This is a genomic window from Kitasatospora sp. NPDC008050 (genome assembly GCF_042957465.1).
Taxonomy (GTDB): domain Bacteria; phylum Actinomycetota; class Actinomycetes; order Streptomycetales; family Streptomycetaceae; genus Kitasatospora.
Genome location: NZ_JBIBIJ010000007.1, coordinates 451,880 through 477,324 on the forward strand (window position 1 = coordinate 451,880; position 25,445 = coordinate 477,324).

Here is a 25,445-nt window from a genome sequence, read left to right on the forward strand (position 1 = left end):
TGCGGTCCGGGTTCAGCAGGGGCCGTCGTCGGCCCAGACGCCGTACTGGCCGCTGGCGCTCGGCACCTCGTTCAGCGTCCACCACTTGGCGTGGTAGTTGTGCCCGCTGTAGGAGACCTTGTCGCCGGACACGTACGTGGTGCTCGCGCTCCAGGCCGGCGTGGTGCAGGTGCCGGGGGAGCTGGGCTGGGTGGTCGGCGGGGTGACCGGGGGCGTGACCGGGGGCGTCGTGGGCGGGGTCACCGGCGGGGTCGCGCCGGCGAACTGGGTGGTGAACTTGGTGAAGTCCCAGGGGTTCTGGGTCACCCCGGAGCAGGAGCCGGACAGACCGGGGTCGACCACCGGGGTGCACTGGCGGTCCCGGTTGACCGACCAGAAGGTGTAGCGGGCCAGCCCGTTGGTGGTCGCGAAGTTCAGCACCGTCTGGAAGTCGGCCTGGCTGAAGTACTCGGCGGTGTCGGTGCGCCCGTTCATCATCGAGACGCCCTCGTGGGCGTAGGCGGTGGCCGCGTTCCAGCCGAAGGTGGTCTGCAGGATGCCGTTGAACGCGGTCAGCGCGGCGACCTGGGCGGCGCCGCCGTTGAAGCCGCCGTCGAAGGGCATGATCGAGTAGTTGTCGGGCGTGAAGCCCTGCGACTTGGCCTCGTTCAGCATCTGGGTGCCGAACCAGCCGGTGCCGGCCGTGGTCCCGGCGGTGGTGATCGAGATGTAGAGGCCGGGGTTGCTCGCCTGCAGGATCTTCGCCGCGCCGATCTCGTTGTGGATCGCCGCGGTGTTCTCGTACTCCGGCTCCTCGAGGTCGAAGTCGATCGCGTGCAGCCCGTACTTGGCGATCACCTTCTGCTCGGCGGCGGCGGTGGCCTCCGGCGTGCCGCAGTCCTGGCCGAGCTTGTTGCCGCCGTAGCCGCCGAAGGAGACCGAGACGTCGCCGCCCCTGGCACGGATCTCCTGGATCACGGCCGGGATGGTGGTGTCGGTGTCGATCGAGGAGGTGCCGCCCCAGGCGGGGTTGCAGCCGCCGGAGTCGAGGATGAAGGCGAGCTGGAAGGCCTTCTGGCCGGTGGCGTCCATCACCGCGCCGGCGTCCGGCGCGCTGTTGTCCTCGGGCATCAGGTACGGCGCGGAGGCGTACCAGTTGCTGCTCAGGGCGCCACCGGTGGCAGGCGCGGTGCTGGAGGCGAGGGCCGAGCCGCCGCCGGCCAGGGTGGTGAGGGCGCCGGCCAGCAGGCCGAGGGTGGCCAGCCCGGTCAGGGCGGTGGTGCGGCGCCGGCGGTGCCGGGGTGCCGGGGCCGCCGCGGTGGCGGCAGGGGGGAGCTGGGCGCGTTCCATCGGAACCTCTCCAGGACAAGGGCAGTGGGGGACCGCCTCGGGCGCGCTGTGGGGGAGCGCGGAGGCGGGTGTCGCCTACCGGATCGGCAGAGACCCGTGCCCAATAAAGTGGACTAGACCAACTGTGAGGTCAAGAGTTCGGGCCCTGGATTAAGACTCATTAAGGTTCGCTTCAGAGGCCGGTCACATGCTGGGTCAGGTCCGGTAGAGCGCCTCGATGTCCGCCGCGAAGCGCTGGATGATGGCCTGCCGGCGCAGCTTGAGCGAGGGCGTCAGCAGCCCCTGCTCGACGGTGAACTCGCCCGGCAGCAGGCGGAAGGCGCGGATCGACTCGGCCCGGGAGACCGCGGTGTTGGCGGCCGCCACCGCGCGCTGGACCTCCGCGTGCAGCTCCTCGTCCGCCAGCGCCGTCCAGCTGTCCACCGGAGCCCGGCGCCGGGACAGCTGCCAGTGCTCGAAGGCCCGGGCGTCCAGCGTGATCAGCGCCGTCACATACGGGCGGTTGTCGCCCACCACCAGGCACTGCGCGACCAGCGGATGCGCCCGCACCCGCTCCTCCAGGGCGGCGGGCGCCAGGTTCTTGCCGCTGCTGGTGACGATCAGCTCCTTCTTGCGCCCGGTGATGCTCAGATACCCGTCCTCGTCCAGCGAACCCAGATCGCCGGTGGCCAGCCAGCCCTCGTGCAGCGCCTCGGCGGTGCAGCGCGGGTGGTTGAGGTAGCCGCCGAACACCCCGGGCCCGCGCACCCAGACCTCGCCGTCCGCCGCGATCGCCACCGCGGCGCCGGGGACCGGGCGGCCCACGGTGCCGAACTTGGGGCGCCCGACCGGGTTGGCGATGATCGCCGCGGTGGTCTCGGTCAGTCCGTAGCCCTCGTAGATGGTCATGCCGGCGCCGGCGAAGAAGAGGCCCAGGTCGCGGCTGAGCACGGAGCCGCCGCAGATCATGTTGCGCACCCGCCCGCCCAGCGCGGCCCGCAGCTTCTGGTAGACCAGCCGGTCGTAGGCCAGGTGCCGCATCCGCAACGAGGCGGTGGGCCCCGGGCCGTGCCCCAGACCGCGCCGCTCGGTCGCCTCCGCCCAGCGCATCGCCGTCTCGGTGGCCTGGGCGAAGTGGTCGCCGCGCCCGGCCGTCTCGGCCGCCAGCCGCGCCGAGGTGTACAGCTTCTCGAAGACATAGGGGACGGCCTGCAGGAAGGTGGGCCGGAAGGAGGCGAGGGCGTCCAGCAGCGGCCGGGCGCCGAGGTCGGCCAGATGGCCCAGGTGCATCCCGCCGCGCACGGCCGCCACCTGCACCATCCGTCCGTAGACGTGGGCCAGCGGCAGGATGAGCAGGGTGGCCGCCTGCTCGCCGGGGCCCTCGCTGAAGACCGGGCCCCAGCCCGCCAGCACGTTGTCCGCCTCGGCGGTGAAGTTGCCGTGCGTGAGCAGGCAGCCCTTGGGGTGCCCGGTGGTGCCGGAGGTGTAGATCACGGTGGCGATCGAGTCGGCGGTGACGGCGGAGCGCTGACGGTGCACCAGGCTCTCCGGCACGCCGGTGCCGTCGGCGGTGAGGGTGCGGACACAGCCCTGGTCCAGCTGCCAGATCCCGGTCAGCCTGGGCAGTGCGTCGCAGACCGCGCCGATCGTCATCGCGTGGTCCTCGTCCTCCACCACGCAGGCCACCGCGTCGGTCTCGGCCAGGATCCAGCGGACCTGCTCGGCGGCGGCCGTCGGGTAGACCGGGACCGGGATCGCGCCGATCGACCAGAGCGCGTAGTCGAACAGGGTCCACTCGTAGCGGGTCCGGGACATCAGCGCGACCCGGTCGCCGAACCGGATGCCGCGCGCCAGCAGGCCCTTGGCCAGGCCCAGCACCTCGTCCCGGAAGGCGGCGGCGGTGACCGGGGCCCAGCGCGCGGTGGGGCGTGAGCGGCGGGAGAACTGGACCAGCGCGGGGGTGAGTTCGGCGTTCTCGTAGACCGAGTCGGCCAACCCACCGGGCGCCGGTGGCGCCAGTGGTGGGGTGCTCAGCTCGCGCAGCATCGTCCCGGCCCTCTCCGGCCCCGCCACGACCACGCTCCGTGGCCCGTCCGGAGACCTTTGGTGACCTTCCGGGGGCTCACTGGCGACGGTAGCGGATCGCCGCCGCGCTGCCCAGGGTTGCGCGATTCCCCCACCGGAAAGTCACCGTCAGGGGTATTTCGTGCCAGGGCTTTCGCACCGGCGTGCGGCGGGTTCCGGTGCTGGTCGTTGGTCCGGTCCAGGGGCGGTGGTTGGTCCGGTCCAGGGGTGGTGCTCAGCAGCTCGGTTCAGGGGCGCTCGGCAGCCCGGTTGAGGGGCGTTCGGCGGTCCGGTTGAGGGGCGTTCGGCGGTCCGGTTCGGGGGTGGTCGGCAGCGGATCAGACAACGGCTAACAACAGATCAGGATCGATCTCCAAGAGGCGTCGAACACGTCAGGATCGAGTAGTAAGCTCGCGCAGAATCCCACCCGGGCACACCCGACCGAGGGCCCTCATGCGTCTGCGAAGCAGCTCGATCCGCGCGAAGATCATCGCGCTGCTCCTCGTGCCCATCGTGGCGCTGGTCGGCCTGTGGGCCTACGCCACCCTGGTCACCACCAGCGACTTCTGGAACCAGCTGAACGTGGCCTCGGCCATCCGCGCCTTCGCCGCGCCGGTCGACCAGGTCACCCGCGACCTGCAGGCCGAGCGCACGGCGGCGGTCGCCCGGCTGGCCGGCCCGCAGGCCGAGGACGTGCAGAACGACTACCTCGCCGCGCAGAAGACCACCGACCAGGACCTGCAGCTGCTGCAGCAGATGGCGTCCGGGTCGTCCGCCGGCAAGCTGAACGGCGCCGAGCGGGCCCAGCTGCAGAACGTGCTGAAGGTCGCCGGCCAACTCACCCAGCTACGCGGCCAGGTCGGGCAGCAGACGATCAACTGGGAGTACGCGATCGGCCAGTACAGCGAACTGGTCAAGCCCTCGTTTTCCTTCTTCACCTCCTTCGTCAGCCAGCAGGCCGGCCAACTGCCCCGTCAGGGCGAGGTCCTGATCCAGCTCAACCGGGCCAGGGAGTACCTGGCGCAGGAGGACTCGGCGATGCAGGGGCTGCTCGGCCCCAGCGCCCCGGACGCCACCGGGTACCAGGCCGTGCTCGACCCGATGCACAACCAGCAGGCCCTCTACACCGTCTTCATCGAGGAGCTGGACCAGCCCGACCAGAGCGACTACACCGCGCTGCGCGGCAGCTCCGACTGGAGCGCGCTGGACATGTTCGAGCGCGAGTTCCAGAGCGCGGCCTCGCCGACCGACGCGCAGCACAACATCAGCGAGGACAGCTGGCGGCAGACCGCCGGCCGGGTGCTCGGCGATCTCGCGCAGGAGAACGGCAAGCTGGCCGGCGTCCAGGCGGACCGGGCCGACTCCTACGCGATGGGGCTGCTCTGGCGCGGCGGGATCGCCGGTGTGGTCGGCCTGTTGGCGATCGTCATCTCGGTACTGGTCTCACTGCGGATCGGCCGCGGCATGGTGCGCGAACTGATCGGCCTGCGCAACGCCGCCAACGACCTGGCCGCCGCCCGGCTGCCCTCGGTGATGCAACGGCTGCGCGAGGGACGGCCGGTGGACGTCGCCGCCGAGGCGCCCGAACTCGACTTCGGCCCGGCCGAGATCGGCCAGGTCGGCCGGGCCTTCAACCAGGTCCAGCGCACCGCCGTGCGGGCCGCGGTCGAACAGGCCGAACTGCGGCGCGGGGTCTCGGCGGTCTTCGTCAACCTGGCCCGGCGCAGCCAGGTCCTGCTGCACCGGCAGCTGACCCTGCTGGACACCATGGAGCGGCGCACCGAGGACCCCGCCGAGCTGGAGGACCTCTTCAAGCTCGACCACCTGACCACGCGCATGCGACGGCACGCGGAGGGCCTGATCATCCTCTCCGGCGGCTCGCCCGGACGGGCCTGGCGCAAGCCGGTGCGGATGGTCGACGTGGTCCGCGCGGCGGTCGGCGAGGTGGAGGACTACGCCCGGGTGATCGTGCGCCCGTTCCCCGGCACCGGGCTGCTCGGCAGCGCGGTCGCCGACGTCACCCACCTGATCGCCGAACTGGTCGAGAACGCCGCGGTGTTCTCGCCGCCGCAGACCCAGGTGACGGTCCAGGGCGAGGTGGTGGCGCACGGCTTCGCGCTGGAGATCGACGACCGCGGGCTCGGGCTGAGCGAGCCGGCGCTGGCCGAGATCAACCAGCGTCTGGAGGTCGAGCAGGCCTTCGACCTGACCGACACCGACCGGCTCGGGCTCTTCGTGGTCAGCCGGCTGGCGCGGCGGCACGGGATCCGGGTGAGCCTGCGGGCCTCGCCGTACGGGGGGACCACGGCGGTGGTGCTGATACCCAGGGAGCTGCTGGCGGAGGTACCGGGGGGCGTTGCCGGGGGTGTTGGTGTCGGTGGTGGTGCCGGTGGTGCCGGTGGTGCCGGCGCGGGTGTCGGTGGTGGGGCCGGTGGGGCCGGCGGCGCGGCCGGTCAGGGGGTGCCGCGGCAGCGGGATCTGGTGGCGGTCGCCGGTGGGGCGCGGGCGGAGTCGCCGCGCCGAAGTGAAACGGCCAAGGGGCTCGGGGAGCCCAGGGGGCGTGGCGGCGAGGTCCGCCCGCGTGGCGCGTACCAGCGCCCGGCCACCGGGCCGCAGCCGGCCGACGCCGAGCCCGCCCGTACCCCCGGCGGGCTGCCGCGACGGCGGGCGGCCGGTGGGCCGGTGCTGGTCCCGGCGCCCGAGGGTGGGGGTGCTGCTGTCGGGGGCGCCGCTGTCGGCGGTGCCGCTGTGGGTGGTGCTTCCGCGGGTGGCGACGGGGGCAGGGGCGGCGGGCGCCACCGGCGGCAGGAGACCCGCACCGTGGTTGATGCACCGTCAGCTATGCCTCCCGCGGCCGAGGTTGAGCGACCGGCCGGTGGGCTGCTGCCGCGCCGGGTCCGGCAGGCCAATCTCGCGCCGCAGTTGAAGGAGGCGGCCGCCCGTCGGGCAGAGCGAGGGGCGCACCGCGCGGCCGAGCCGCCGATGGCGGAGCGGTCGCCGGAGGAGGCGCGTGCCGCCTTCAGCTCGTTCCAGCGCGGCTTCAGTCGGGGTCGGGCGGAGGTCGCGCCCGGTGCCTCGCCGTCGCCGTCGCCATCGCCGTCGCGGTCGCGGTCGCGAAGCACCGCGCCGTCGAGTGCGCCCTCGGGTGCGCCGCTGTCCGCCTCGCCGCCCGAACCGGCGTCCGGATCACCGTCCGCGGCCTCGCTTTCCGTTGTACCGTTGCCCGCCGCGCCCTCGCCCATCGAGGTCCGTTCGCTCTCCCCGGAGGCCCGCCGCGCGCTGGCGGCCCCGCCCGTACCGGCGGCCCTGCCGGCCGCTCCACGCCCCGCAGTACCCGCAGCATCGGAAGGACCTGATCGATGACCGCAATGACCCAGCCCGCCGGCGACCTCAACTGGCTTCTGGACGACCTGGTGGGACGCGTCGCGGCTCTTCGCCACGCGGTCATCCTCTCCAGCGACGGTCTGGCCACCGGGGCTTCGCAGGGGCTCGGCCGGGAGGACGCCGAGCATCTGGCCGCGGTCGCGGCCGGCTTCCACAGCCTGGCCAAGGGCGCGGGCCGCCACTTCGAGGTCGGCGGGGTGCGGCAGACCATGGTCGAGCTGGACGAGGCCTTCCTCTTCATCACGGCTGCGGGCGACGGCAGTTGCCTGGCCGTGCTGAGCGACGCGGACTCCGACATCGGTCAGATCGCCTACGAGATGGCGTTGTTGGTCAAGCGGGTCGGGGAGCACCTGGCCGCCGAGCCCCGGCACCCGGCCGGATGACCGGCCGGCCGCCGCGGCGGGTTCCGGGCGGGTCCGCCGAGCCTGCGCAGCCCGTCGGGTCCGCGTCCTCGGTTGGGTCCGCGTCCTCGGTCGGGACCGTCGAGCCCGCGCAGCCCGTCGGGACCGTCGAGCCGCTCGGGGGCGGGAAGTTGCCGGAGGCCGCCGACGAGGCCGGTCAACCACCTGACGAGCAGCAGTGGTTCGACGACGAGGCGGGCCCGATGGTGCGCCTCTTCGCGCTGACCAGGGGCCGGGCCAGACCGGTCGGCGACGGGTTCTTCGACCTGATCTCGATGATCTCGCTCGCCGACCCCGCCGCTCGGGACCCGTTCCAGTCCGAGCCGGTGCTGGACCCGGAGCACCAGGCGATCCTCGACCTGTGCGCCGACGGCCCGCTCTCGGTGGCCGAACTCGGCTCCTATACGGACCTGCCGGTGAGTGTCGTCCGGGTGCTGCTCGGTGACCTGGACGATGCCGAGCTGATCCACGTCACCAGACCCGTCCCGCTCGCCGAACTGCCCGACGAGCGCCTGCTGCGAGAAGTGATCAATGGCCTCCGCGCTCTCTGACGGACCGTCAGTCTCCGTACCGTTCCGGGCTCCCGACGGATCCCCGACGACCGCGCTGAAGATCCTGGTGGCCGGCGGCCTGGGGGTCGGCAAGACCACACTGGTCGGCGCGGTGAGCGAGATCCGGCCGCTGCGCACCGAGGAGCGGCTCAGCGAGCTGGGCCGCCCGGTGGACGACACCAGCGCGGTGACCGCCAAGCACACCACCACGGTGGCGATGGACTTCGGGCGGATCGATCTGCGGCCCGGGCTCGCGCTCTACCTCTTCGGCACCCCGGGACAGGACCGGTTCTGGTTCGTCTGGGACGAGCTGGCGCTGGGCGCGCTGGGAGCCGTGGTGCTGGCCGACACCCGTCGGCTGGCCGACTGCTTCCCCTCGGTGGACTTCTTCGAACGGCGCGGTCTGCCGTTCCTGGTCGCGGTGAACTGCTTCGAGGACACCGAGGTGTTCGACGTCGAGGATGTGCGGGCCGCGCTCGACCTGGATCCGGACGTCCCCGTGCTGCTCTGTGACGCCCGCCGCCGCGAGGACGGCCGCGAGGTGCTGATCCGGCTGGTGCAGCACGCGGCCCGGCTCCGGTCGTAGAGTGGCCCGTCCGGCCTGCGGACCGACGCTTGCCCTGAGCCCGGTCGGCATGGAACCCTCGGATCGCACGCCGCGGCGCGACCAGCGCGTCCGGCCGATCCACCCGGGGGAGGGCAGCACCATGACGGCGGAGCGGGGATACCTTCCAGGCCGGGTGGCGCGGCACGGCGCCCGGCGGATCTGCTTCAATGGGGGCATGCACACCACCGTGGACAGCAGCCGAGGCCGTCAGGACCTCGAGCCGTTCTGGCCGTCCCGGCAGCCGCACCTCTTCGACCAGACCTGTCCGGGCTCGCCCAGCGCGTCCCGGTTCGCCCGCAGCTGACTCCAGGTCACCGACTTGGGATCAGGTACGGACAGCTGAGTCCGGTCCGACGCGCAGACGACGTCCACCCGAAGCGTCCTGTGCGAAAGAGCTGCCATATGTCCTCCTCCTCGGCCATCCTGACCCCGCCCGCCGCCACCCCGCACCTGCGGGCCGTCCGTTCCGTGACCGCGGTGCCCGCAGGTGGCGACCGCTGGCATCCGGCCGCCGCCGGGCCCCCGTCGACGCCTGCCGCGGCGCCAACCTCCTCCGCGGTGACGGGCCGCGTCGCACCCGAGCTGTTCGGTGCGCTCCCCGAGGGCGCCACCGTCGTCGCCGCGCTGCCGCAGTCCGTTCTGCCGCAGGCGCTACTCGCCCAGTACGGAGCCCAGTTGGGCACTCAGGGCACCGGGCGGCCGCTGGTCGGCTACCTGGTGCTGGTGTCGGCCGAGTCCGTGCCGGGCGCGGTCGCCCCGCTGGGCCTGGCGCCGCTGGCGCCGCCCACCGCCCCGCCCGCCCCGGCACCCGAGTACGTGCCGGTGCCCGACTACGCCCCGCTGCCGGAGTTCGTGCCGCAGGCCGTGGCCGAGCGCGCGGCCCCGGTGGAGCCGGTCGCGTCCTTCCTGTCCGAGTTCGCACCGGAGCCGGCGGTGCAGCGGCCGGTCCGGCAGGCCGGCCGCGGCATCAGCGTCGACCTGGAGCGGCGCAGTGCCTACGTCGACGGCGAGCTGCTCGATCTCACCTACCTGGAGTTCGAGTTGCTCGCCCACCTCACCCAGCACCCGCAGCGGGTGCACACCCGTGACCACCTGGTCTCCGCGGTCTGGGGGTACGGTCACGTCGGCGACGGCCGGACGGTGGACGTCCATGTCGCGCGACTGCGCCGCAAGCTGGGGGCCGCGCACCGGGACAGCATCGTCACGGTGCGGCGGGTCGGCTACAAGTACGCGCCGATCGGGCGCGGCTGACGCTGCGTCATAGCTGGTGGCCGTAGGGTCCGGCTCCCGCGCGGGGCCGGACCCTACGGCTACTGCGGGCGCGGTCGCTGGTCCGGCGGCAGCAGCAGGACGCGCAGCGCGGCCGCGCAGCCGTGCGCCTCGCGCAGCGCCTCCGGCAGCCGCTCGGCGGTGAGCCGCTCGGGCGTGGAGCGCACGGCGAGCGCGAATCTGGCCTGCCCCTCGGCGTCCAGGACCGGCACGGCCACGGTGCGTACCCCGTCGGCTGACTCGCGGTCGTTCAGCGCGTGCCCGGCCTGCCGGACCCGGTCCAACTCGGCTGCCAGCTGGGCGGGATCGACGATGGTCCGGGCGGTGAAGGAGCGCAGCGGATGGCCGGCGGGCAGGCCGGGCACCGGGTCGGCCGGGTCCGGCCAGGCCAGCAGCACCTTGCCCAGCGCGGTGGAGTGCAGCGGTCGGCGCAGGCCCAGGCCGGAGTCCGGGCGCACCGAGTCGCCCACCAGGATCAGCGCGTGCTGTCCGCTGCGGATCGCCAGGTCCGCGGTGGCGCCGGTGCGCCGGGCCAGCACCGCCAGCTCGGGTGCGGCCAGGTGCAGGCCCCGCTGGTGGAAGCTGAGCTGGCCCAGTTCGGCGACCGCGGGCCCGAGTCGGTAGCGGGCGGTCAGCTGGTTCTGCTCCAGGAACTCCATGCTGACCAGGGTGCGGGCCAGCCGGTGTGCGGTGGAGACCGAGAGCCCGGTGCGTCTGGCCAGGTCGGAGGCGCTCAACTCCGGTCCGTTGTCCTGGAAGCAGTGCAGCAGACCGAGCGCGCGCTGGACCGCCTGCGCGCCGCTGGGCGGGGTGCGGGCGGCCGGCGGCGGGGGCGTGGCGGCGACGGCCTCGGCCATGGGTGCTCAGGTCCTCTGCTGCTGGGATGACGGGGAGCCGTACCTCCGCACGAGGGGAACCGGGGGTGGCGGTGGCCCGGGTGCGGAGTGATCGGTTCCCAGCCTATGGGAGGTTCGGCTGCCGCACTGTGGCGGCAATGTTTCATCACCATGGCATTGATGAACAGTGCATCCCATCATGTGGCAAAGCTTGCTCTGGCCGATCGGGCCGTGGAACGCTCGGCACATCGCGGCGCCGCTCTCCCCGGGCCGCCCCCTCTCATCCCGGTGCCCCCGACCGCAGTTGGCGGCCGGACTCGCGGCACCGCCGTGACCGCCGCGCCAGCAGCGGACGTCAGCCGAAACCAGCAGCAAAGGTTCCGCCACCATGCCCACGCCCGCCCCAGCCCAGGCACCCGACACGCTCTGGTTCACCCGCTGCCCGGTCCCCACCGCCACCGGCATCGCCGCCGACCAGGGCTGGCTGGCCGCCGAGTTCGCCGCCGAGGGGATCGCCGTCCGCTCGCTGCAGGACGTCCCCGCCGAGCAGGCCACCGACCACCACTACACCCACGCGCTGCCCGGACTCTTCCGTGAGGGCGGCAACGTCCCCGCGCTGTGGGCCCGTTCGCGTGGCGAGCGCACCAGGCTGATCGGCCTGACCTGGATCGAGGAGCGCCAGGTGGTGCTGGTGCGGGCCGGCAGCGGTCTGCGCGGCGCCCGTGCGCTGCGCGGCCTGCGGCTGGCGGTCCCGCGGCACCGGATCGGCATCGACTTCTGGCAGGCGATGGCGCTGGCCGGCTTCACCGGGGCGCTGGGATCGGTCGGACTCACCCTGGCCGACGCCGAGTTGACCGAGGTGGCGGCCGAGCCGGGGGCCGGCCAGTGGGCCGCCGAGCTGACCGCGCTGCGCGAGGGCCGGGTGGACGCCGTCTACGTCAAGGGTGCGCTGGCGGTGGAGGCGGCACAGCGGTTCGGGGCCGAGGTGGCCGTCGAGCTGGACGCCGAGCCGGACCCCCGCACCCGCGTCAACAACGGGACACCGCGCCCGGTGACGGTCCATCAGGACCTGCTGGACAGCCGGCCCGACCTGGTCGCCCGGTTCCTCGCGGTGCTGCTGAAGGCCGCCGACTGGGCGGCCGAGCGGCCGGCGGAGGTGGCCCGGATCCTCAGCGCGGAGACCGGCGCCGGCGCGGCCGGCGTCGCGGGTGCGTACGCCGCCGGCAGCCACCGCACCCTGCACCTCTCGCTCGCACCCGACCGCCTCGACCTGCTCGCCCAGCAGGAGCGGCTCTTGCGCCACCACGGCTTCCTGCCGGAGCCGGTGGACGTGGCCGCCTGGGCTGACCCCGAACCACTGCGCGCCGCCCAGGCGTTGCTCGCCGCGCGCGGCTGAGCGGCGGCGCCTCGTGCCGCCCGCCCCCGCCTGCCGTCCGCCCGCGCCGTGCGCCCCGGCGGCCTCCCGTGCCCGCCCCGCGCCGATCCCTGACCCGGAGCCCGAAGTGAACCTCTCCCGAACCCTGCGCACCGCGGCCGCCGCGCTGCTCACCCTCTCGCTCGCCGTCGCCTGCTCCTCCTCCCCGGCCACCGGTCACGGCGGCACCGGTGCCGCCGAGGTGACCCTGCGCATCCCCGACCCCGGCAACTCCGGCGTGCTGGCCCTCGGCAAGAAGGACGGCTCGCTGGACCGCGCGCTGTCCGCCGTGCACGCCAAGGTGGCGTGGACCGGCAGCGCGGGCCCGTTCGCCCCCGCCGCCCAGGAGTTGAACGCCGGCCAGCTCGACTTCGCGCTCGGCTCGATCACCTCCGCGGTGACCGCGCTCGCCACCAGGCCCGGCTTCAAGCTCTTCGCCGCCACCGACCCCGACCCGGTGGGGGAGGGCATCCTGGTCAAGGACGGCTCGCCGATCAGCTCGGTCAAGGACCTGGCGGGCAAGAAGGTCGCCGTCAACCAGGGCGGAACCGGTGAGTACCTGCTGCTCCAGGCGCTGGCCAGGAACGGCGTGCCGGCCGACCAGGTGCAGCGCGTCTACCTGCGCCCCGACCAGTCGGCCCCGGTCTTCAACTCCGGCCAGGTGGACGCCTGGGCGACCTGGAGCACTTACGCGGTCGCCGCGCTGGCCGGATCCGGGGCGCACTTCCTGGCCAACGGCCAGGCGCTCGGCTCGGACAACTACAGCGTCTGGGCGGTGCGGACCGCCTTCGCCGAGCAGCACCCCGAGGTGACCCGGGCGCTCTACCAGTACCTACACGACGGCGATGTGAAGGCCAAGGCCGACCCGGCGGCCTACCTCAACGTCTTCACCGACGCCGGACCGCAGGCGGTCAACGGGAAGACGAAGCAGATCAGCGTCGACTTCGGCCGGCAGAACGGCGTGCTCGGGCCGATCGACGACACGGTGGCCGCGCGCTTCGAGCGGGTCGCCGCCTTCTACGCCGACCAGAAGATCACCAAGAGCCAGGTGGCGGTCCGGCCCGACCTGCTGGACATCACCAAGCTGCCGGCCGCCGGGGGCGGCCCGGCTGCCGCCGGCCCGTCGGGTGGTGCCTGATGACGACAACCGCCGGCCCCGACGAGCGGGTCGCCGCAGTGGCCGGCCTGGTCACCCCGCGCGTCGCGCAGGCCCGGCCGAGGCCCCGCACCCTCTCGCTCACCCTGCGCGCGGTCGGCCCGCTCGCGCTGCTCGGTGCCTGGAGCGCCGCCTCGGCGAGTGGGCTGCTGACCCCGGACGTGCTCGCCTCGCCGGCCGGTGTGGTCCGCGCGGTGGGGGAGTTGTGGGGTAACGGCCAGCTCGGCGACGCGCTCACGGTCTCGCTCACCCGCTCCGGCCTCGGCCTGCTCTTCGGCCTGACGGCCGGGCTGCTGCTCGGCATCACCACCGGACTCTCCCGGCTGGGCGAGGAGTTGCTCGACTCGCCGATGCAAGTGCTGCGTACCGTGCCGTTCCTGGCGCTCGTCCCGCTCTTCATGGTCTGGTTCGGGATCAACGAGACCGCCAAGGTGGTGATCATCGCGGTGGCCACCACCTTCCCGATGTACGTCAACACCGCGCAGGGCGTGCGCGGCACCGACCGCAAGCTGATCGAGGCGGCACGCGCCTTCGGGCTCGGTCGGTTCGCGCTGGTCCGCGAGGTGGTGCTGCCGGCCGCGCTGCCCGCACTGCTGGCGGGCCTGCGGCTGTCGATGACGCTGAGCGTGATCGCGCTGATCGCCGCCGAGGAGATCAACTCCACCGCAGGAATCGGCTACTTGATGACCCAGGCGCAGAACTACGCGAGGACCGACATCCTGGCCGTCTGTATCCTGATCTACGGGCTGCTCGGGCTGCTCGCCGATCTGCTGGTGCGGCTGCTGGAACGGGTGCTGATGCCCTGGCGCACGGCGGGAGCGGGCCGATGACCGTCCAGCCTTCACTCGCCGTCCAACTGCGCGGCCTGCGGCGGGTCTTCGCCGGCCGGGCGGTGCTGGACGATCTCGATCTCGACCTGGCCCGCGGCGAGTTCACCGCGCTGCTCGGGGCCAGCGGCACCGGCAAGACCACCCTGCTGCGGATCCTCGGTGCGCTCGACGCGCCCGACGCGGGCCGGGTCCTGGTGCCGGAGGCCCGGACCGTGGTCTTCCAGGAGCCGCGGCTGGTGCCGTCCAAGCGGGTGCTGGCCAACGTCAGGCTGGGTCTGCCGCGCGGCCGGGAGACCGAGCTGCGAGCCCGCCGGGCACTGGCGGAGGTCGGCCTGGAGCAGCAGGCCGACGCCTGGCCGAGCACCCTGTCCGGCGGCGAGGCGCAGCGGGTCGCGCTGGCCCGGGCGCTCCTGCGTGAGCCCGAACTCCTGCTGCTGGACGAGCCGTTCGCCGCCCTGGACGCGCTGACCCGACTGCGCATGCAGGACCTGGTCGGCGAACTGTGCCGCAAGCACCGGCCCGCGGTTCTGCTGGTCACCCATGACGTGGACGAGGCGGTGCGGTTGGCCGACCGGGTGGCCGTGCTGCGCGACGGCCGGCTGATCCGCGACGAGCGGGTCGCGGTGGCGCGCCCGCGCGACCCGGCGGACCCCGCGTTCGCGGCGCTGCGCCGCCGGCTGCTCGCCGACCTCGGGGTCGCCCAGCCTTCGCCCGTCCCCGCGATTCCCGCCCCCGCACGTCCCGAACGTCCCGCACGTCCCGCACGTCCCGAACTTCCCACCGGAGCACACCGATGACCATCACCCTGGGCGTCCACCGCAGCAACCCCTCGCTCTACTACCTCTCCCGACTCGACTACCTGGAGGAGGAGTTGGCCAAGGTCGGGGAGAGCGGCCGGTTCCACCACTACAGCGACGGCACCCGCACCGGCGCCCTGCTCGCGGACGGCACCATCGACCTGGGCGGCACCGGCTCGACCCCGCCGATCACCGCCCAGGCGGCCGGGTACGACCTGGTCTACACCGCCGTCTCGGCCCCGCGCCCGGACCACGGCGCGCTGCTGGTGCGGGCGGACGGCCCGGTCCGCACCGTCACCGACCTCAAGGGCGCCACCGTGGTGCTCGGCGTCGGCTCCTGGCAGACCCACCTGCTGGCCAAGGCGCTGCACCGGGCGGGCCTGTCCTACCGTGACGACCTCACCGCGGAGCGTCCGGTGGGCACCGAGGCCGAGCGGCTGCGCGACGGCGAGATCGCCGGCTGGGTCGCGCAGGGCGCCGAGCTGGTCCGGGCGCTGCGCGAGGGCCAGGTCCGGGTGCTGATCCGGACCAGCGAGGTGATCACCGACCGCTCGGTCTTCTTCGCCCGCCGGGACTTCGCCACCGAGCGGCCCGAGGTGGTCGGCGCCGTCACCGCCGCGCTGCACCGCGCCGACCGATGGGTGGCCGAGCACCTGGACGAGGCCGCCGCGCTCGCCGCCGCCGACCGGGGCGGCGAGATCGCCGACCACCGGGAGGCGCTGTCCCGGCTGCCCTGGCGGCTGGAGGCGGTGGGCGCCGCGTTCATCGCCGAGCAGCAGGAGGCCGCCGACATCTTCCACGCGGTCGGCTTCATCGACCGCCCGGTCCGGCAGGCGGACGCGCACCTGCCCGAGCTGGCCGCTGCCGTGGCCGCCGCGCTGGAAGGGAACTGACCCGATGGCCAGCGAATTCCTCTGGTACCTGATCCCGCGCGAGGGCCACTACCCGTGGGAGCCGGCCGGGCGCCGTCCGGTCGACCTCGGCTATCTGCAGCGCCTGGCCGCCGACATCGAACGGCTCGGCTACAGCGGCGCGCTGCTGGCCACCGACCTGTACGACGTCTGGACCCTGGGCAGCGCCGTGGCCGCCGCCACCGGGCCCGGCTTCCAGCCGCTGCTCGCGGTGCACCCGGGGCTGGTCTCGCCCACGCTGCTGGCCAAGATGGCGCTCAGCTTCGAGCATCTGCACGGCCCCCGGCTGCGGTTCAACGTGGTCAACGGCTCGACCGGCCAGCTGCGCGAGTACGGGCTGGACGTCGAGCACGACGACCGCTACCGGTTGAGCGCCGAGTACTGGAGCCTGGTCAAGCGCCTGACCTCCGGTGAAGTCTTCGACCACGAGGGCGAGTTCTACCGGCTGAAGAACGCCGGCGCGAGCCTGCGGGAGCTGGCGCCCAAGCGCGAGGGGCACATCCCGCTCTGGTTCGGTGGCTCCTCGGCAGCCGGGATCGAGATGGCGGCCGAGCACGTCGACGTCTACCTCACCTGGGGCGAACCGCCGCACCTGCTCAAGGAGAAGCTGGCCAGGGTGCGCGAGCGGGCCGCCGCGCACGGGCGTACCCTGCGGATCGGCCTGCGCCTGCACCTGATCGTGCGGGACACCGAGGAGCAGGCCTGGGCCGCGGCCGACCGGCTGCTCGACGTCACCAGCCAGGCCACCTATGCCCGCCGGCTCGGCGGCCGGGACACCGAGGACGGGGTCGGCTGGCAGCGCCAGTTCCGTCAGCACGGCGGACAGGTCCCCGCCAGGGCACGGGAGTTGGAGACCTCGCCGAACCTCTGGCCGGGGATGGGCCTGTTCCGCCCGGGGCCGGGTACCGCGGTGGTCGGCAGCACCGCCCAGGTCGTCGAGCGCCTGCGGGAGTTCGAGGACCTGGGGGTGGACACGTTCATCCTCTCCGGCAACCCGTTGCTGGAGGAGGCCTACCGGGTGGCCGAGACGGTGCTGCCGGCCCTGCGGGGCACCGACCGGGCGACCGGCTGACAGCCGGCGGTCGGTGCGGTCGGTGGGGTCAGTCGGCGGTCAGGCGGACAGCCGGTCGATCTCGGCCAGTTCCTCGGCGCTCAGCGGTCCGGCCGCCAACGCGTCGAGGTTCTGGTCGAGTTGCGCCACGCTGCTGGCCCCGATGATCACCGACACCACCCGCGGGTCGCGCAGCACCCAGGCCAGCGCCAGCTGGGCCAGGCTCTGCCCACGCTGCCCGGCGAGCTTGTCCAGCGCCCGCAGTCGCTCCAGCTTCTCGTCGGTGAGCGCCTCCTGCCGCAGGAAGTGCCCCACCGACATCCGCGAGCCGTCCGGCACCTCGCCGCCCAGGTAGCGGTTGGTCAACAGGCCCTGGGCGAGCGGGGAGTAGGCGATCAGGCTGGTCTGGGTGTCGCCCACCGCGTCCAGCACGCCGTCCTCGACGTGGCGGTCCAGGATCGAGTAGCTGGACTGGTTGAGCAGTGCCGGGGTGCCCAGCTCGCGCAGGATCGCCACCGCCTCGCGGTGTTGCTCGGCCGGGTAGTTGGAGATCGACGCATAGAGCGCCTTGCCCTGCTGGACGGCCGAGGCGAGCGCGCCCATGGTCTCCTCCAGGGGCGTGTCGGGGTCGTAGCGGTGCGAGTAGAAGACGTCCACGTAGTCCAGGCCCATCCGGCCCAGCGACTGGTCCAGGCTGGCCAGCAGGTACTTGCGGCTGCCGCCGTTGCCGTACGGGCCGGGCCACATGTCGTAGCCGGCCTTGGAGGCGATGAACAACTCGTCGCGGTACGGGCGGAAGTCCTGGGCGAAGAGCGTGCCGAAGTTCTTCTCCGCCGACCCGTACGGGGGGCCGTAGTTGTTGGCGAGGTCGAAGTGGGTGACACCCCGGTCGAAGGCGCGGCGCAGCACCGCGCGCTGCACCTCCAGTGGGTGGGTGTCGCCGAAGTTGTGCCACAGCCCGAGCGAGATGGCGGGCAGCTGCACGCCGCTGCGTCCGGCGCGGCGGTAGGTCATCGAGGTGTAGCGGGACTCGGCCGCGAGGTAGCTCATGCGGGCATCCTGCCAGGTCGCGCCTGGTGCCGGGGCCGGCGCCACGGGCCCTTGCCGCGAGGGCGGGGGGCGAACTAAGATCAGTTGAATTTTGTCCAATCTTTGCTGTCGCTCAGCGGGAGGGGTGGGTCCGATGCGTTCGACCGCAGGCCGCCTCCCGCGCCGCTGTTGTTGTCGCGGCTCGTTGACGCGTTCGGCTCGTTGACACGTCATGCTCGTTGACGCGGTCGGTTCGCTGACGCGTCCGGCCCGCTGAGGAGCGCTCACCCCGGCTCCGGTCCGCCACGCATCCCGCGCTGCGCCGCCCTGCCCGGCCCTGCTTCACCCCTTCCCTCCCTTCTCAGTCCAGCGAGGAGCCACCGCCATGCGGTTCATCGTCTCGTCCCTGCTCTCCAACGGCCCCGACCCGGTCACCGGACGCCAGTACAGCGCGTACGAGAAGTACCAGAACGTCATCGACCAGGCCGTCACCGCCGAGGAGTTGGGCTATGACGGCTATGGCGTGGGGGAACGCCACGGCGCGCCCTTCCTGTCGCCGGCGCCGCCGGTGCTGCTGGCCACCATCGCCGCCCGGACCAGCGCCATCCGGCTCTTCACCACGGTGACGGTACTGAGCGTCCTGGACCCGGTCCGGGTCGCCGAGGACTACGCGATGCTCGACCAACTCTCGGCCGGGCGCCTCGAATTGATCATCGGAAAGGGCAACGACCCGCGCCACTTCGACCTGTTCGGGCTGAGCGAGGAACAGCAGTGGGACGCCCTCGCGGAGAACTACGGCCTGCTGCACCGGCTCTGGCGCGAGGAGGGGGTGACCTGGGAGGGCGGCACCCGCCCGGCGCTGACGGAGGTGACCAGCTACCCGCGGCCCTACCAGCAGCCGATCCCGGTGTGGCACGGCAGCGCCACCAGCCGGCAGTCCACCGATCTGGCCGCCCGCTACGGGGATCCGCTCTTCTCCGCCAACAGCTTCCACCCGCTGGAGAAGTACCAGACGCTGGTGGACCACTACCGCGAGCGTTGGGCGCACTACGGCCGCGACCCGCGCGAGGCCGTGGTGGGTACCGGCTTCGGTGGCCTCTTCCTCGCCAAGCGCTCGCAGGACGCGGTGGCGGGTTTCCGCCCCTACTGGGACGCGCTCTTCAACTCGGCGGCCGGCAAGCACAACAACTCGCCGTTCGCCTCGCTGGAGGACGCCCTGGAGCGCGGTTCGGCGCTGGTCGGCAGCCCGCAGCAGGTGATCGAGAAGATCCACCGCTACCACGAGGCCTTTGGCAACGAGGTGGTCGGGATCGGTGTGGACGCCCTGACCGAGGAGGTCCAGCACGATCAACTCGCGCTGTTCGCCGCGGAGGTGGCACCGGTGATCCGTCGGGAGCTGCCCGCGCCGGTGCGCGACTGACGGGGTGCCCCACCGGGGGCTAGCGGTCGACGGTGGCGAGGACGGCGGCGTAGACGGCGGTGACCGCCAGGCCGTGGTCCTGGATCACCCGCGCCGCCAGCCCCTGGCGCTGCTCGCGGGTCGGGCCGAGGGTGGCCTCCTGGAGCAGGCCGAGCAGCAGGTGGCCCGGCGTGATCGCTCTGTCCTTGCGGGCCACCGCGGCGCGCAGGCTCAGCTCGATGGCCTTCTTCGCGCGGGTGGTGAACCGCACCCGGCCACTGCCGGAGCCCGTGTTCCTGTCCTTCGCCGAGCGGCCCGCGGGGCCGTCCAGGGCGCCCGGGCCGAAGCCGGCCTCCACCGCCTCGCGCACCGCGGTCAGGTCGATGCCGATGCTCCCCAGTGCCTCGGCGTCGCCAGTGGCCGAGCCGTCGCCGAGCAGGCGGATCACGCCGGCCCTGGCGGTCGGCAGGTCGAGGCCGAGCCCGACCAGGACGGCGACCGAGGGATCCTCGGGGTGGTGCAGCAGGCCGAGCAGCAGGTGCTCGGTGCCGAGGTACGGGTGGTGCAGCCGGGCGGCCTCCGACTGGGCCACCGAGACCGCTTGGCGGGTGGCCGGGGTGAAACGGTCGAACATGGTCACTCTCCGTCCAGGAACAGCGGGTGTCGGGCATGTTTCTTGTGTACGGCCTGGCGGCTCACGCCCAGGCAGGCGGCGATCTCCTGCCAGGACCAGCCGTGCGCCCGCGCGTTGCCGACCTGGAGGTCCTCCAGCCGGTCGGCCAGGTCGCGCAGGGCCCGGACGGCCCGCAGGCCGACGGCGGGGTCGCGGCTGCTCGCGTCCGCGGCGAGCTGGTTGGTCTCACTCATGCTGTCAACATAGGTTGACGCCCGGAGGATGTCAACCAAGGTTGACAGTTACGGTTGGTGCCACGCGTCTGCTGGAGAGGAGGCCCCTGATGCCGCACCCGGACATCGCCACCCGGTCCGACCTGGAGCTCCTGCTGCGCCGCTTCTACGCCGCCGCCTTCGCCGACCCGCTGATCGGGCCGCACTTCACCGAGATCGCCCGGATGGACCTGGAGTCCCACCTCCCGCGGATCACCGACTTCTGGGAGAGCGCCCTGCTGCGCTCCGCCGCCTACCGCCGCAACGCCTTCGCCCCGCACGCCGCCCTGCACGAGCGCGAGCCGCTCACCGCCGCCCACTTCGGCCGCTGGGTCCAGCTCTGGAGCGCCACCATCGACGGCCTGCACCAGGGCCCGCTCGCCGACCGCGCCAGGGCCCAGGGCGAGCGCATCGCCCTGGCCATGCTGCGCCGCACCTCCGGCGAGGATCCGGCGACCGGCGGCAGCGGCGGCTTCGTCCCGCTCTCCGCCGTCCTGCTGCGTAGCGCCTGACCCCGTCAGGCCCCGGGCCCGGCCAGGGCCCGGCGGATGAGGGTCACCCGCTCGCTGAGCGGCGCGGCCGGGACCTCGATCAGCTCGAACCCGAAGGCCCGGTAGCTCTGTTCGTGGATCCGCTCGAAGTCCAGCGAGTCCGCGAAGCTGATCCGACGGGCGGCCGTGGGCTCGCAGAAGCCGAGATTGCGGACGAAGAAGACCTGCGGCTGGTACACGCCCTCGCGCGTGATCCGGTCGAGCTCGGCGGCGAGCACGGGCGAGACCGGACGTCCTTGGAAGACGCTCAACGCATGGGTGCAGACCGGCGAGCGGTCGTGGAACCGGATCCCGTCGCCGGCCGCGGGCGGTGGGGTGATGCTGGTCCTGTTCCTCCTCCTCGCCCGACTGCTCAGGGTGAGCGAGCCGCGCATGCTGCCCGGCCTCAGGTGAGGGGCCTACCCGCTGCGGTGCGTGGCCACTGCCCTGTGCGCTGGGAACCGTCATCACGCCAGCGTGTGGTAGATCCCGATGGCGAGGACCGGAACCGCGACCACCACACCGATCCAGGGATCGTAGGCCCTGGGCAGTCCCTTGACCGCGGTGACCTGCCGGGTGCCCGAGAGGACGAGCTGGGCCCGATAGTCGTGCCGTAGTTGCGAGGCCCTGATGACGATCACCCCGTACGTCGCCGTCGCATAGAGAAAGCCTGCGATCAGCGCCATGAACACGACGTCCGCGGCCTTGCGGCCGACGGCGGAATCCGTCGACTTCCAGACGCTCACCTCGACGGCGAGCGCCAGGATGACGCAGCCCATCAGGACCTCGAACCAGAAGATGGCCGCGAAGGTCTGCGCCCGGGCAAGTCGCTCCGGCCGAATGGGATTTCGCCGCGTCACCTCCGCACACGCGTCGGCGTCGGGCTCTGCGTGCTGGAGGAGCCGAAGGAGCAACCTCGGCACCAGGACACGCGCTCGGGACGCCGTCTCGAACTCAAAGGCCGCCACCGGGTCTCTCCTTGACTCTGTTCGGCTCCGGCCGGAACCTCCGGAGAGGTTCCGGCCGGAGCATCGACTACAGCTGGTGCGGCGCTGCCTCGGGTAGCTGCCCGACGCGGCGCCCGGCCTGGCTAGTTGACGTTGAACCCGTTTTCGAACTCCGTGATCGTATCGGAGGCCGTCCCCGCCATCAGGTTGAAGCCCATGGTGGCGAGGTTCCGCGAATCCGCAGCTACGTAGGCGCTCATCGCACTCCCGACCTCATCCACGCGTTTGAAGGAACGAGGCATCTGTTGGGCGAACTCACTGGCGTCCCGCAAGTCGGCCGAGGCCAGCAGATATTTGGTTTCCGCCAGCTTCCCGCCCAGGCGGCCGACCGAAGCCGTCGACAATCCGGCGGCTGCCAGTGCGGTTCCGGTGATATCCAGCCCCAGTTTGAGGCCTGAGGTTTTACTGTTCTGCAGGTCGTCCTTGACGTTCCAAGCTCCGTCGGCGACCGATATCGCGGTGGCGCCGATGGCGATCGCTCCGGTGATCTCACCCAAGCCCGGAATCTCGGCGGTCCCGAGGGCGAGCATGTCGAGTGCCGGTGTTGCCGCGGACACCGTGTCCATCGCCTTCTTGGCGCCCGAAACGAGCGACTTGGCCCAACCCCACGGCGAGCTCTTCTTCTTGGGCTTCGCCGGGGCCTTCGTCGTGGGCGGGGTGTCCGAGACGCAGGTGCTGCCGCTGAGGTGGGTGCCCGGACCGCAGTAGGGGAGGGGATCGGAGATCGGAACCGGGTCGTGGTAGTCGGGCGCGGACCGGATATCTGCCTCCCGCTTCTCGATGGCCTGGACGTTGCCGCCCTCCGCGCCGGTGTCCGGGTCGTAGAGGCTCAGGCCGGTCGGGTCGCTGTTGGTCACCGGGTTGCTGGCCGCGTAGGTGTAACCGCCGAGCTCGCCCGGGTTGTTGGCCTCCAGCACCGGGTCGGCGCTGATGAAGCGGCCGAGCGTGGGGTCGTACTTGCGGGCGCCGACGTCGGTGTAGCCGGTGGTGGTGTCGACGGGTTTGTTGAGGAACCCGCGGGTGGGGTCGGGCCAACTGGCACTCGTGGTGCCGCGGACCTCGCCGTAGGGCGTGTACTGCTGGCGGGTGGCCTGTTGGGTGGTGGTGTCCATGGTGAGTGTGGCGGTGCCGTGCGGGTCGCTGAGCACGTAGTCCACGCCGCCGCCGGGCAGGTTGGAGGCCTCGGCCACGACCTTGCCGCCCAGCGAATAGGTGCGCACCGCGCCGGCCAGGACGTTCGGGGTGACGGAGGTGTTGGCGACGATCTCGGTGTCGCCGGCGAAGAGCGTGGTCTGGCCGGGGTCGCGGCGGATCAGCTGGTTGCCGTCCGCGTCGTAGAGGTACTGGGTGGTGTTGCCTCCCTGGGTGATCTGGTCCAACTGGCCCTCGTCGTTCCAGTGCAGGACCTGGCCGGTGCCGACCGTGGGGGTGCGGCCGGTCATCGCGCCGGAGGCGGAGTAACCGAAGGCGGTGGTGCTGGTTCCGGCGGGTCCGGTGGTGCTGGTGCCGGTCAGCGTGTGCGGCTGGGTGCCGTTCGGGCAGGTGCCGGTGCAGCCGTTGGTGTAGCTGGTGGTGGTGTCACCGGTGGCGCCGTTGACGGCGTGGTCGGTGCTGCTGGTGCGGTCGCCGATCGCGTCGTAGCTGAAGGACTGCCAGTAGGCGGCGTTCTCGCTCGCCACGGTGGCGCTGGTGGGGCTGGTGTTGGCCGAGGGGCAGGCGGAGTTCGCCGTCCAGGCCTGGGTGAGCCGATCCAGGCCGTCGTACTGGTAGCACTGGGTGTCGGTGACCGTGCTGCCGGTCTCGGACTGCTTGCTGGTGGTGGAGGTCGGGTTACCCGAGGGGTCGTAGCTGTACGAGGTGTCGTCGACCATCGGGCCGGGTGCCTGGGTGCGGCTGGTGGACACGTCGGTGACCTGGCGGGTCTGGTCGTCGTAGCTGTAGGTCGACCAGGCCGGGTTGTTGGAGGGGCCGTAGGTCATCTGCGAGATCTCCCCGAGCGGGGTGTAACTCACGGGTCCGACATAGGCGTTGACGCTCTGCATGCTGGTCGGCTTGCCGAGCGTGTCGTAGCCGTAGAGGACGTCCTCGGTCAGCAGTCCGGCAACGCCCGGGTCGCGCTGGTCGAGGGGCTCCTCGGTGGTGGCGGAGTAGGCGATGCTGGTGGTGTAGCTGGTGGGCAGCGGCGCCTCGCCGGCCGGCAGTGTGATCTTGGTGCCGGTGGACTGGCCCAGCGCGGTGTAGCCGGTGGACTGCACGACGTACGGGCCGGTGACGCCGGGTACGTAGCGCGCCGAGTAGGTGAGCTTGCCGGCCTGCAGGGTGTCGTACTTCCACACCCCGAACTTGAAATTGCCGTTGCTCTTGTCCGTCGCGGTCAGCTTGCGACCCAACAGGTCGTAGCTGTAGTCCAGCTCGATGCCCCGGGCATCGACGGTGGACACCTGGTTGCCGGCGTCGTCGAAAACGTACTTCGACGTCCCGGTGTCGGGGTCCACCTCCGAGGTCTGCCGCCCCAGCAGGTCGTAGCCCGAGGTCCAGACGGCGTTGTCAGGGCCGGTGGTGGTGGCCTGCTTCCCGGCCGGAGTGAAGGTGTACTTGGTGGCGTTGGAGCTGCCCCCGCTCGCCGTCCAACCTGACAGCGCGGAGCCGCCGATCGTCGGCGCGGTGCTGTACTGGTCGAGTTCGGTGGTCCGGCCGCGGGCGTCGGTGACCGTGCGGGTCACCACACCGCCGGACTTCGGCACGACCGTCGACGTGTCGCCCGTGTAGGCGGTCTGCGTCGTCATCCCGGACGGGGTCGAGCTGTTGTGCTCCTCGTTGGTGGTCGTCGCGCGGCCCATCGCGTCGTGGTCGGTGACGGTGGTGTCGGGCAGGTTGTTCTGGATCGACATCACCAGCGAGGGGGCGGGCGAGCCGTTGACGCTGTAGGAGTTGTTGGTCAGTACGGTCCAGCCGTGCGAGTCGTACTGGGTGTCGTTGACCGTGGTGCTGTTGTCCTCGCCCGGGGCCTGCGTCTGCCGCTGGCGCAGCAGCGCGTCGTACAGGCTCACGGTGGAGGCGTAGGAGCCGTTCTCCAGCAGCTTGTTGGCGGTTACGGCGGTCGGTCCGCTGTTGGAGACCGCGTAGGAGTACGTCATCGTCGCGGCCTGGTTGGCGGCCTTGGACTGGGTCGGCAGCCAGACCGCGGTGAGGCGGCCCAGCGCGTCGTAGGTCAGGTCGGTGCGCAGGTTCGCGGCGTCGACCTTGGTCACCGGCACACCGCGCGCCGGGTCCAGTGTGACCGTCGTGGTCTGGTAGGTCGGTGAACTGCCGCCGGTGACCTGGACCTGGGTGGCGACGCCGGTGGGCAGCGCGCCCGTGGCCGGGGTGTAGCTGGTCGTGGTGGTCTGCGCCAGGCTGGATCCGTCCGGTGCCGTGGAGTTCGGCGTGCGGGTGACGGTCGCCGTGCGCCCGTAGGAGTCGTAGGTGTTGCGGGCGGTGGCCACGTACGCGGTCGCGCTCGCACCGCTGCTCGCCGAGGCGGTTTCGGTCAGCGTGGCCTCGCCCTTGCTCGGAGCGGTGCCGCCGCCGGCGCCGTCCCAGGTGAAGGCGTTGCCGTCGTAGGACGTTCTGCTGTCCGAGACCAGCGCGCCACTGGGGGTGGCGCCAGCGTTGGTGCAGTCCTGTGCGGTGACGATCGTTTCGGCGGTCTCCACCAGGTTTTCGGCCGGGTTCTCGGCGTAGCGGGTGAAGGTGCACGTGGCGATGTTGCCCGCCGCGCTCGGCTCGCCACGGTCGTCGACCTGGAGAGGCATGCCGGTGGTGGGCTGGCCGAGCGTGGTGTTGGAGAAGGTGTCGGTCTCGGTGTTGCGCCAGCCGTAGGAGACCGCCTGGCGGGTGTACTTGGTGGCCGGGCGCACCATCTGCGCGGTCAGCGGGGCGAGTCCGGTGCGGTTGCGGGAGGCGGTGGGGCCGATGATGGTGGGGATGGTGACGGTGGCGTGGTCGATGGTGCCGCCGTCGCCGGTGTAGGCGTC

At 72.4% G+C, this 25,445-nt stretch carries 23 protein-coding genes; 14 read left to right on the forward strand and 9 right to left on the reverse strand.

All coding sequences use genetic code 11. The features are described 5' to 3' along the window. Positions 1-12: 12 nt before the first annotated feature. Together ACFZB9_RS17585 and ACFZB9_RS17590 are read right to left on the reverse strand one after the other, a co-directional pair. Positions 13-1,329 carry a chitinase gene (locus tag ACFZB9_RS17585; protein WP_391448017.1) on the reverse strand — a complete coding sequence of 439 codons (1,317 nt, stop codon included), beginning with the start codon at positions 1,327-1,329 and terminating at the stop codon, positions 13-15. Between the two features lie 195 nt (positions 1,330-1,524). Beyond that, on the reverse strand, positions 1,525-3,351 hold the full coding sequence (locus ACFZB9_RS17590; protein ID WP_391448086.1) for an AMP-dependent synthetase/ligase: 1,827 nt from the start codon (positions 3,349-3,351) through the stop codon (positions 1,525-1,527). 474 nt (positions 3,352-3,825) lie between these two features. On the opposite strand from ACFZB9_RS17590, the gene ACFZB9_RS17595 reads away from it, so the two are divergent. The 6 genes from ACFZB9_RS17595 to ACFZB9_RS17620 all read left to right on the forward strand — a co-directional run bounded on the left by ACFZB9_RS17595 (position 3,826) and on the right by ACFZB9_RS17620 (position 9,566). After that, positions 3,826-6,735: a nitrate- and nitrite sensing domain-containing protein gene (locus tag ACFZB9_RS17595; protein WP_391448019.1), complete on the forward strand. Its 2,910-nt coding sequence runs from the start codon at positions 3,826-3,828 to the stop codon at positions 6,733-6,735. Continuing rightward, positions 6,732-7,139 (forward strand): roadblock/LC7 domain-containing protein, encoded by a 408-nt coding sequence (locus ACFZB9_RS17600; RefSeq protein WP_327065898.1) that lies wholly within the window; start codon positions 6,732-6,734, stop codon positions 7,137-7,139. Before ACFZB9_RS17595 ends, ACFZB9_RS17600 begins: the two co-directional genes overlap by 4 nt. A 221-nt stretch (positions 7,140-7,360) precedes the next feature. Continuing rightward, entirely contained in the window at positions 7,361-7,708 is a 348-nt protein-coding gene (locus ACFZB9_RS17605) for a DUF742 domain-containing protein (protein WP_391448088.1), read from the forward strand. Continuing rightward, a complete protein-coding gene (locus ACFZB9_RS17610) occupies positions 7,689-8,294 on the forward strand; it encodes an ATP/GTP-binding protein (protein WP_391448021.1) in 606 nt (201 codons plus the stop codon). The genes ACFZB9_RS17605 and ACFZB9_RS17610 overlap by 20 nt, the downstream gene beginning before the upstream one ends. A 196-nt stretch (positions 8,295-8,490) precedes the next feature. Beyond that, positions 8,491-8,619 carry a hypothetical protein gene (locus ACFZB9_RS17615; protein WP_391448022.1) on the forward strand — a complete coding sequence of 43 codons (129 nt, stop codon included), beginning with the start codon at positions 8,491-8,493 and terminating at the stop codon, positions 8,617-8,619. 98 nt (positions 8,620-8,717) lie between these two features. Then, on the forward strand, positions 8,718-9,566 hold the full coding sequence (locus tag ACFZB9_RS17620; protein ID WP_391448024.1) for a winged helix-turn-helix domain-containing protein: 849 nt from the start codon (positions 8,718-8,720) through the stop codon (positions 9,564-9,566). Positions 9,567-9,625: 59 nt separating this feature from the next. Here ACFZB9_RS17620 and ACFZB9_RS17625 read toward each other — a convergent pair whose 3' ends face one another. Next, positions 9,626-10,441: an IclR family transcriptional regulator gene (locus ACFZB9_RS17625; protein WP_391448026.1), complete on the reverse strand. Its 816-nt coding sequence runs from the start codon at positions 10,439-10,441 to the stop codon at positions 9,626-9,628. A gap of 367 nt (positions 10,442-10,808) precedes the next feature. Here ACFZB9_RS17625 and ACFZB9_RS17630 point away from each other — a divergent pair, with 367 nt between their 5' ends. From ACFZB9_RS17630 to ACFZB9_RS17655, 6 genes are all read left to right on the forward strand, one after another. After that, positions 10,809-11,816 carry an ABC transporter substrate-binding protein gene (locus ACFZB9_RS17630; RefSeq protein WP_391448028.1) on the forward strand — a complete coding sequence of 336 codons (1,008 nt, stop codon included), beginning with the start codon at positions 10,809-10,811 and terminating at the stop codon, positions 11,814-11,816. 106 nt (positions 11,817-11,922) lie between these two features. Next, a complete protein-coding gene (locus ACFZB9_RS17635; protein ID WP_391448030.1) occupies positions 11,923-12,972 on the forward strand; it encodes an NrtA/SsuA/CpmA family ABC transporter substrate-binding protein in 1,050 nt (349 codons plus the stop codon). Beyond that, complete coding sequence (locus ACFZB9_RS17640; RefSeq protein WP_391448031.1) at positions 12,972-13,820, forward strand: ABC transporter permease; 849 nt, start codon at positions 12,972-12,974, stop codon at positions 13,818-13,820. Before ACFZB9_RS17635 ends, ACFZB9_RS17640 begins: the two co-directional genes overlap by 1 nt. Next, entirely contained in the window at positions 13,817-14,617 is an 801-nt protein-coding gene (locus ACFZB9_RS17645) for an ABC transporter ATP-binding protein (RefSeq protein ID WP_391448033.1), read from the forward strand. The genes ACFZB9_RS17640 and ACFZB9_RS17645 overlap by 4 nt, the downstream gene beginning before the upstream one ends. Then, positions 14,614-15,510, forward strand: coding sequence for an ABC transporter substrate-binding protein (locus ACFZB9_RS17650; protein ID WP_391448035.1), 897 nt, complete (start codon positions 14,614-14,616; stop codon positions 15,508-15,510). The genes ACFZB9_RS17645 and ACFZB9_RS17650 overlap by 4 nt, the downstream gene beginning before the upstream one ends. Positions 15,511-15,514: 4 nt before the next feature. Continuing rightward, positions 15,515-16,600: an LLM class flavin-dependent oxidoreductase gene (locus tag ACFZB9_RS17655; RefSeq protein WP_391448037.1), complete on the forward strand. Its 1,086-nt coding sequence runs from the start codon at positions 15,515-15,517 to the stop codon at positions 16,598-16,600. A gap of 39 nt (positions 16,601-16,639) precedes the next feature. On the opposite strand, the gene ACFZB9_RS17660 is transcribed toward ACFZB9_RS17655, so the two are convergent. After that, on the reverse strand, positions 16,640-17,629 hold the full coding sequence (locus tag ACFZB9_RS17660; protein ID WP_391448039.1) for an aldo/keto reductase: 990 nt from the start codon (positions 17,627-17,629) through the stop codon (positions 16,640-16,642). 364 nt (positions 17,630-17,993) lie between these two features. On the opposite strand from ACFZB9_RS17660, the gene ACFZB9_RS17665 reads away from it, so the two are divergent. After that, a complete protein-coding gene (locus ACFZB9_RS17665) occupies positions 17,994-19,028 on the forward strand; it encodes an LLM class flavin-dependent oxidoreductase (RefSeq protein ID WP_391448041.1) in 1,035 nt (344 codons plus the stop codon). Between the two features lie 19 nt (positions 19,029-19,047). Here ACFZB9_RS17665 and ACFZB9_RS17670 read toward each other — a convergent pair whose 3' ends face one another. Both ACFZB9_RS17670 and ACFZB9_RS17675 read right to left on the reverse strand, forming a co-directional pair. Further along, on the reverse strand, positions 19,048-19,641 hold the full coding sequence (locus tag ACFZB9_RS17670; protein ID WP_391448043.1) for a Clp protease N-terminal domain-containing protein: 594 nt from the start codon (positions 19,639-19,641) through the stop codon (positions 19,048-19,050). Between the two features lie 2 nt (positions 19,642-19,643). Continuing rightward, complete coding sequence (locus ACFZB9_RS17675) at positions 19,644-19,874, reverse strand: RNA polymerase subunit sigma-70 (RefSeq protein WP_391448045.1); 231 nt, start codon at positions 19,872-19,874, stop codon at positions 19,644-19,646. Positions 19,875-19,963: 89 nt separating this feature from the next. Here ACFZB9_RS17675 and ACFZB9_RS17680 point away from each other — a divergent pair, with 89 nt between their 5' ends. After that, positions 19,964-20,404 (forward strand): group III truncated hemoglobin, encoded by a 441-nt coding sequence (locus ACFZB9_RS17680; protein WP_391448047.1) that lies wholly within the window; start codon positions 19,964-19,966, stop codon positions 20,402-20,404. 5 nt (positions 20,405-20,409) lie between these two features. Here the strand turns inward: ACFZB9_RS17680 and ACFZB9_RS17685 are convergent, their stop codons facing one another. From ACFZB9_RS17685 to ACFZB9_RS17695, 3 genes are all read right to left on the reverse strand, one after another. Next, positions 20,410-20,817 carry an AAA family ATPase gene (locus ACFZB9_RS17685; protein ID WP_391448049.1) on the reverse strand — a complete coding sequence of 136 codons (408 nt, stop codon included), beginning with the start codon at positions 20,815-20,817 and terminating at the stop codon, positions 20,410-20,412. 72 nt (positions 20,818-20,889) lie between these two features. Next, the gene (locus ACFZB9_RS17690; RefSeq protein WP_391448050.1) at positions 20,890-21,390 is read right to left on the reverse strand and encodes a hypothetical protein; all 501 of its coding nucleotides are present in this window, start codon (positions 21,388-21,390) and stop codon (positions 20,890-20,892) included. Between the two features lie 122 nt (positions 21,391-21,512). Further along, positions 21,513-25,445: RHS repeat-associated core domain-containing protein (locus ACFZB9_RS17695; RefSeq protein ID WP_391448052.1), on the reverse strand; the 3,933-nt coding region annotated here is incomplete at its 5' end.

Excerpts from the sequence above, each read along its gene's own strand:
- ACFZB9_RS17640 (WP_391448031.1), top strand. The coding sequence starts at position 12,972 with ATGACGACAACCGCCGGCCCCGACGAGCGGGTCGCCGCAGTGGCCGGC.
- ACFZB9_RS17625 (WP_391448026.1), bottom strand. The coding sequence starts at position 10,441 with ATGGCCGAGGCCGTCGCCGCCACGCCCCCGCCGCCGGCCGCCCGCACC.
- ACFZB9_RS17620 (WP_391448024.1), top strand. The coding sequence starts at position 8,718 with ATGTCCTCCTCCTCGGCCATCCTGACCCCGCCCGCCGCCACCCCGCAC.
- ACFZB9_RS17605 (WP_391448088.1), top strand. The coding sequence starts at position 7,361 with ATGGTGCGCCTCTTCGCGCTGACCAGGGGCCGGGCCAGACCGGTCGGC.
- ACFZB9_RS17595 (WP_391448019.1), top strand. The coding sequence starts at position 3,826 with ATGCGTCTGCGAAGCAGCTCGATCCGCGCGAAGATCATCGCGCTGCTC.
- ACFZB9_RS17655 (WP_391448037.1), top strand. The coding sequence starts at position 15,515 with ATGGCCAGCGAATTCCTCTGGTACCTGATCCCGCGCGAGGGCCACTAC.
- ACFZB9_RS17665 (WP_391448041.1), top strand. The coding sequence starts at position 17,994 with ATGCGGTTCATCGTCTCGTCCCTGCTCTCCAACGGCCCCGACCCGGTC.
- ACFZB9_RS17610 (WP_391448021.1), top strand. The coding sequence starts at position 7,689 with ATGGCCTCCGCGCTCTCTGACGGACCGTCAGTCTCCGTACCGTTCCGG.
- ACFZB9_RS17630 (WP_391448028.1), top strand. The coding sequence starts at position 10,809 with ATGCCCACGCCCGCCCCAGCCCAGGCACCCGACACGCTCTGGTTCACC.
- ACFZB9_RS17670 (WP_391448043.1), bottom strand. The coding sequence starts at position 19,641 with ATGTTCGACCGTTTCACCCCGGCCACCCGCCAAGCGGTCTCGGTGGCC.
- ACFZB9_RS17650 (WP_391448035.1), top strand. The coding sequence starts at position 14,614 with ATGACCATCACCCTGGGCGTCCACCGCAGCAACCCCTCGCTCTACTAC.
- ACFZB9_RS17645 (WP_391448033.1), top strand. The coding sequence starts at position 13,817 with ATGACCGTCCAGCCTTCACTCGCCGTCCAACTGCGCGGCCTGCGGCGG.
- ACFZB9_RS17675 (WP_391448045.1), bottom strand. The coding sequence starts at position 19,874 with ATGAGTGAGACCAACCAGCTCGCCGCGGACGCGAGCAGCCGCGACCCC.
- ACFZB9_RS17600 (WP_327065898.1), top strand. The coding sequence starts at position 6,732 with ATGACCGCAATGACCCAGCCCGCCGGCGACCTCAACTGGCTTCTGGAC.
- ACFZB9_RS17685 (WP_391448049.1), bottom strand. The coding sequence starts at position 20,817 with ATGCGCGGCTCGCTCACCCTGAGCAGTCGGGCGAGGAGGAGGAACAGG.
- ACFZB9_RS17660 (WP_391448039.1), bottom strand. The coding sequence starts at position 17,629 with ATGAGCTACCTCGCGGCCGAGTCCCGCTACACCTCGATGACCTACCGC.
- ACFZB9_RS17680 (WP_391448047.1), top strand. The coding sequence starts at position 19,964 with ATGCCGCACCCGGACATCGCCACCCGGTCCGACCTGGAGCTCCTGCTG.
- ACFZB9_RS17615 (WP_391448022.1), top strand. The coding sequence starts at position 8,491 with ATGCACACCACCGTGGACAGCAGCCGAGGCCGTCAGGACCTCGAGCCG.
- ACFZB9_RS17585 (WP_391448017.1), bottom strand. The coding sequence starts at position 1,329 with ATGGAACGCGCCCAGCTCCCCCCTGCCGCCACCGCGGCGGCCCCGGCA.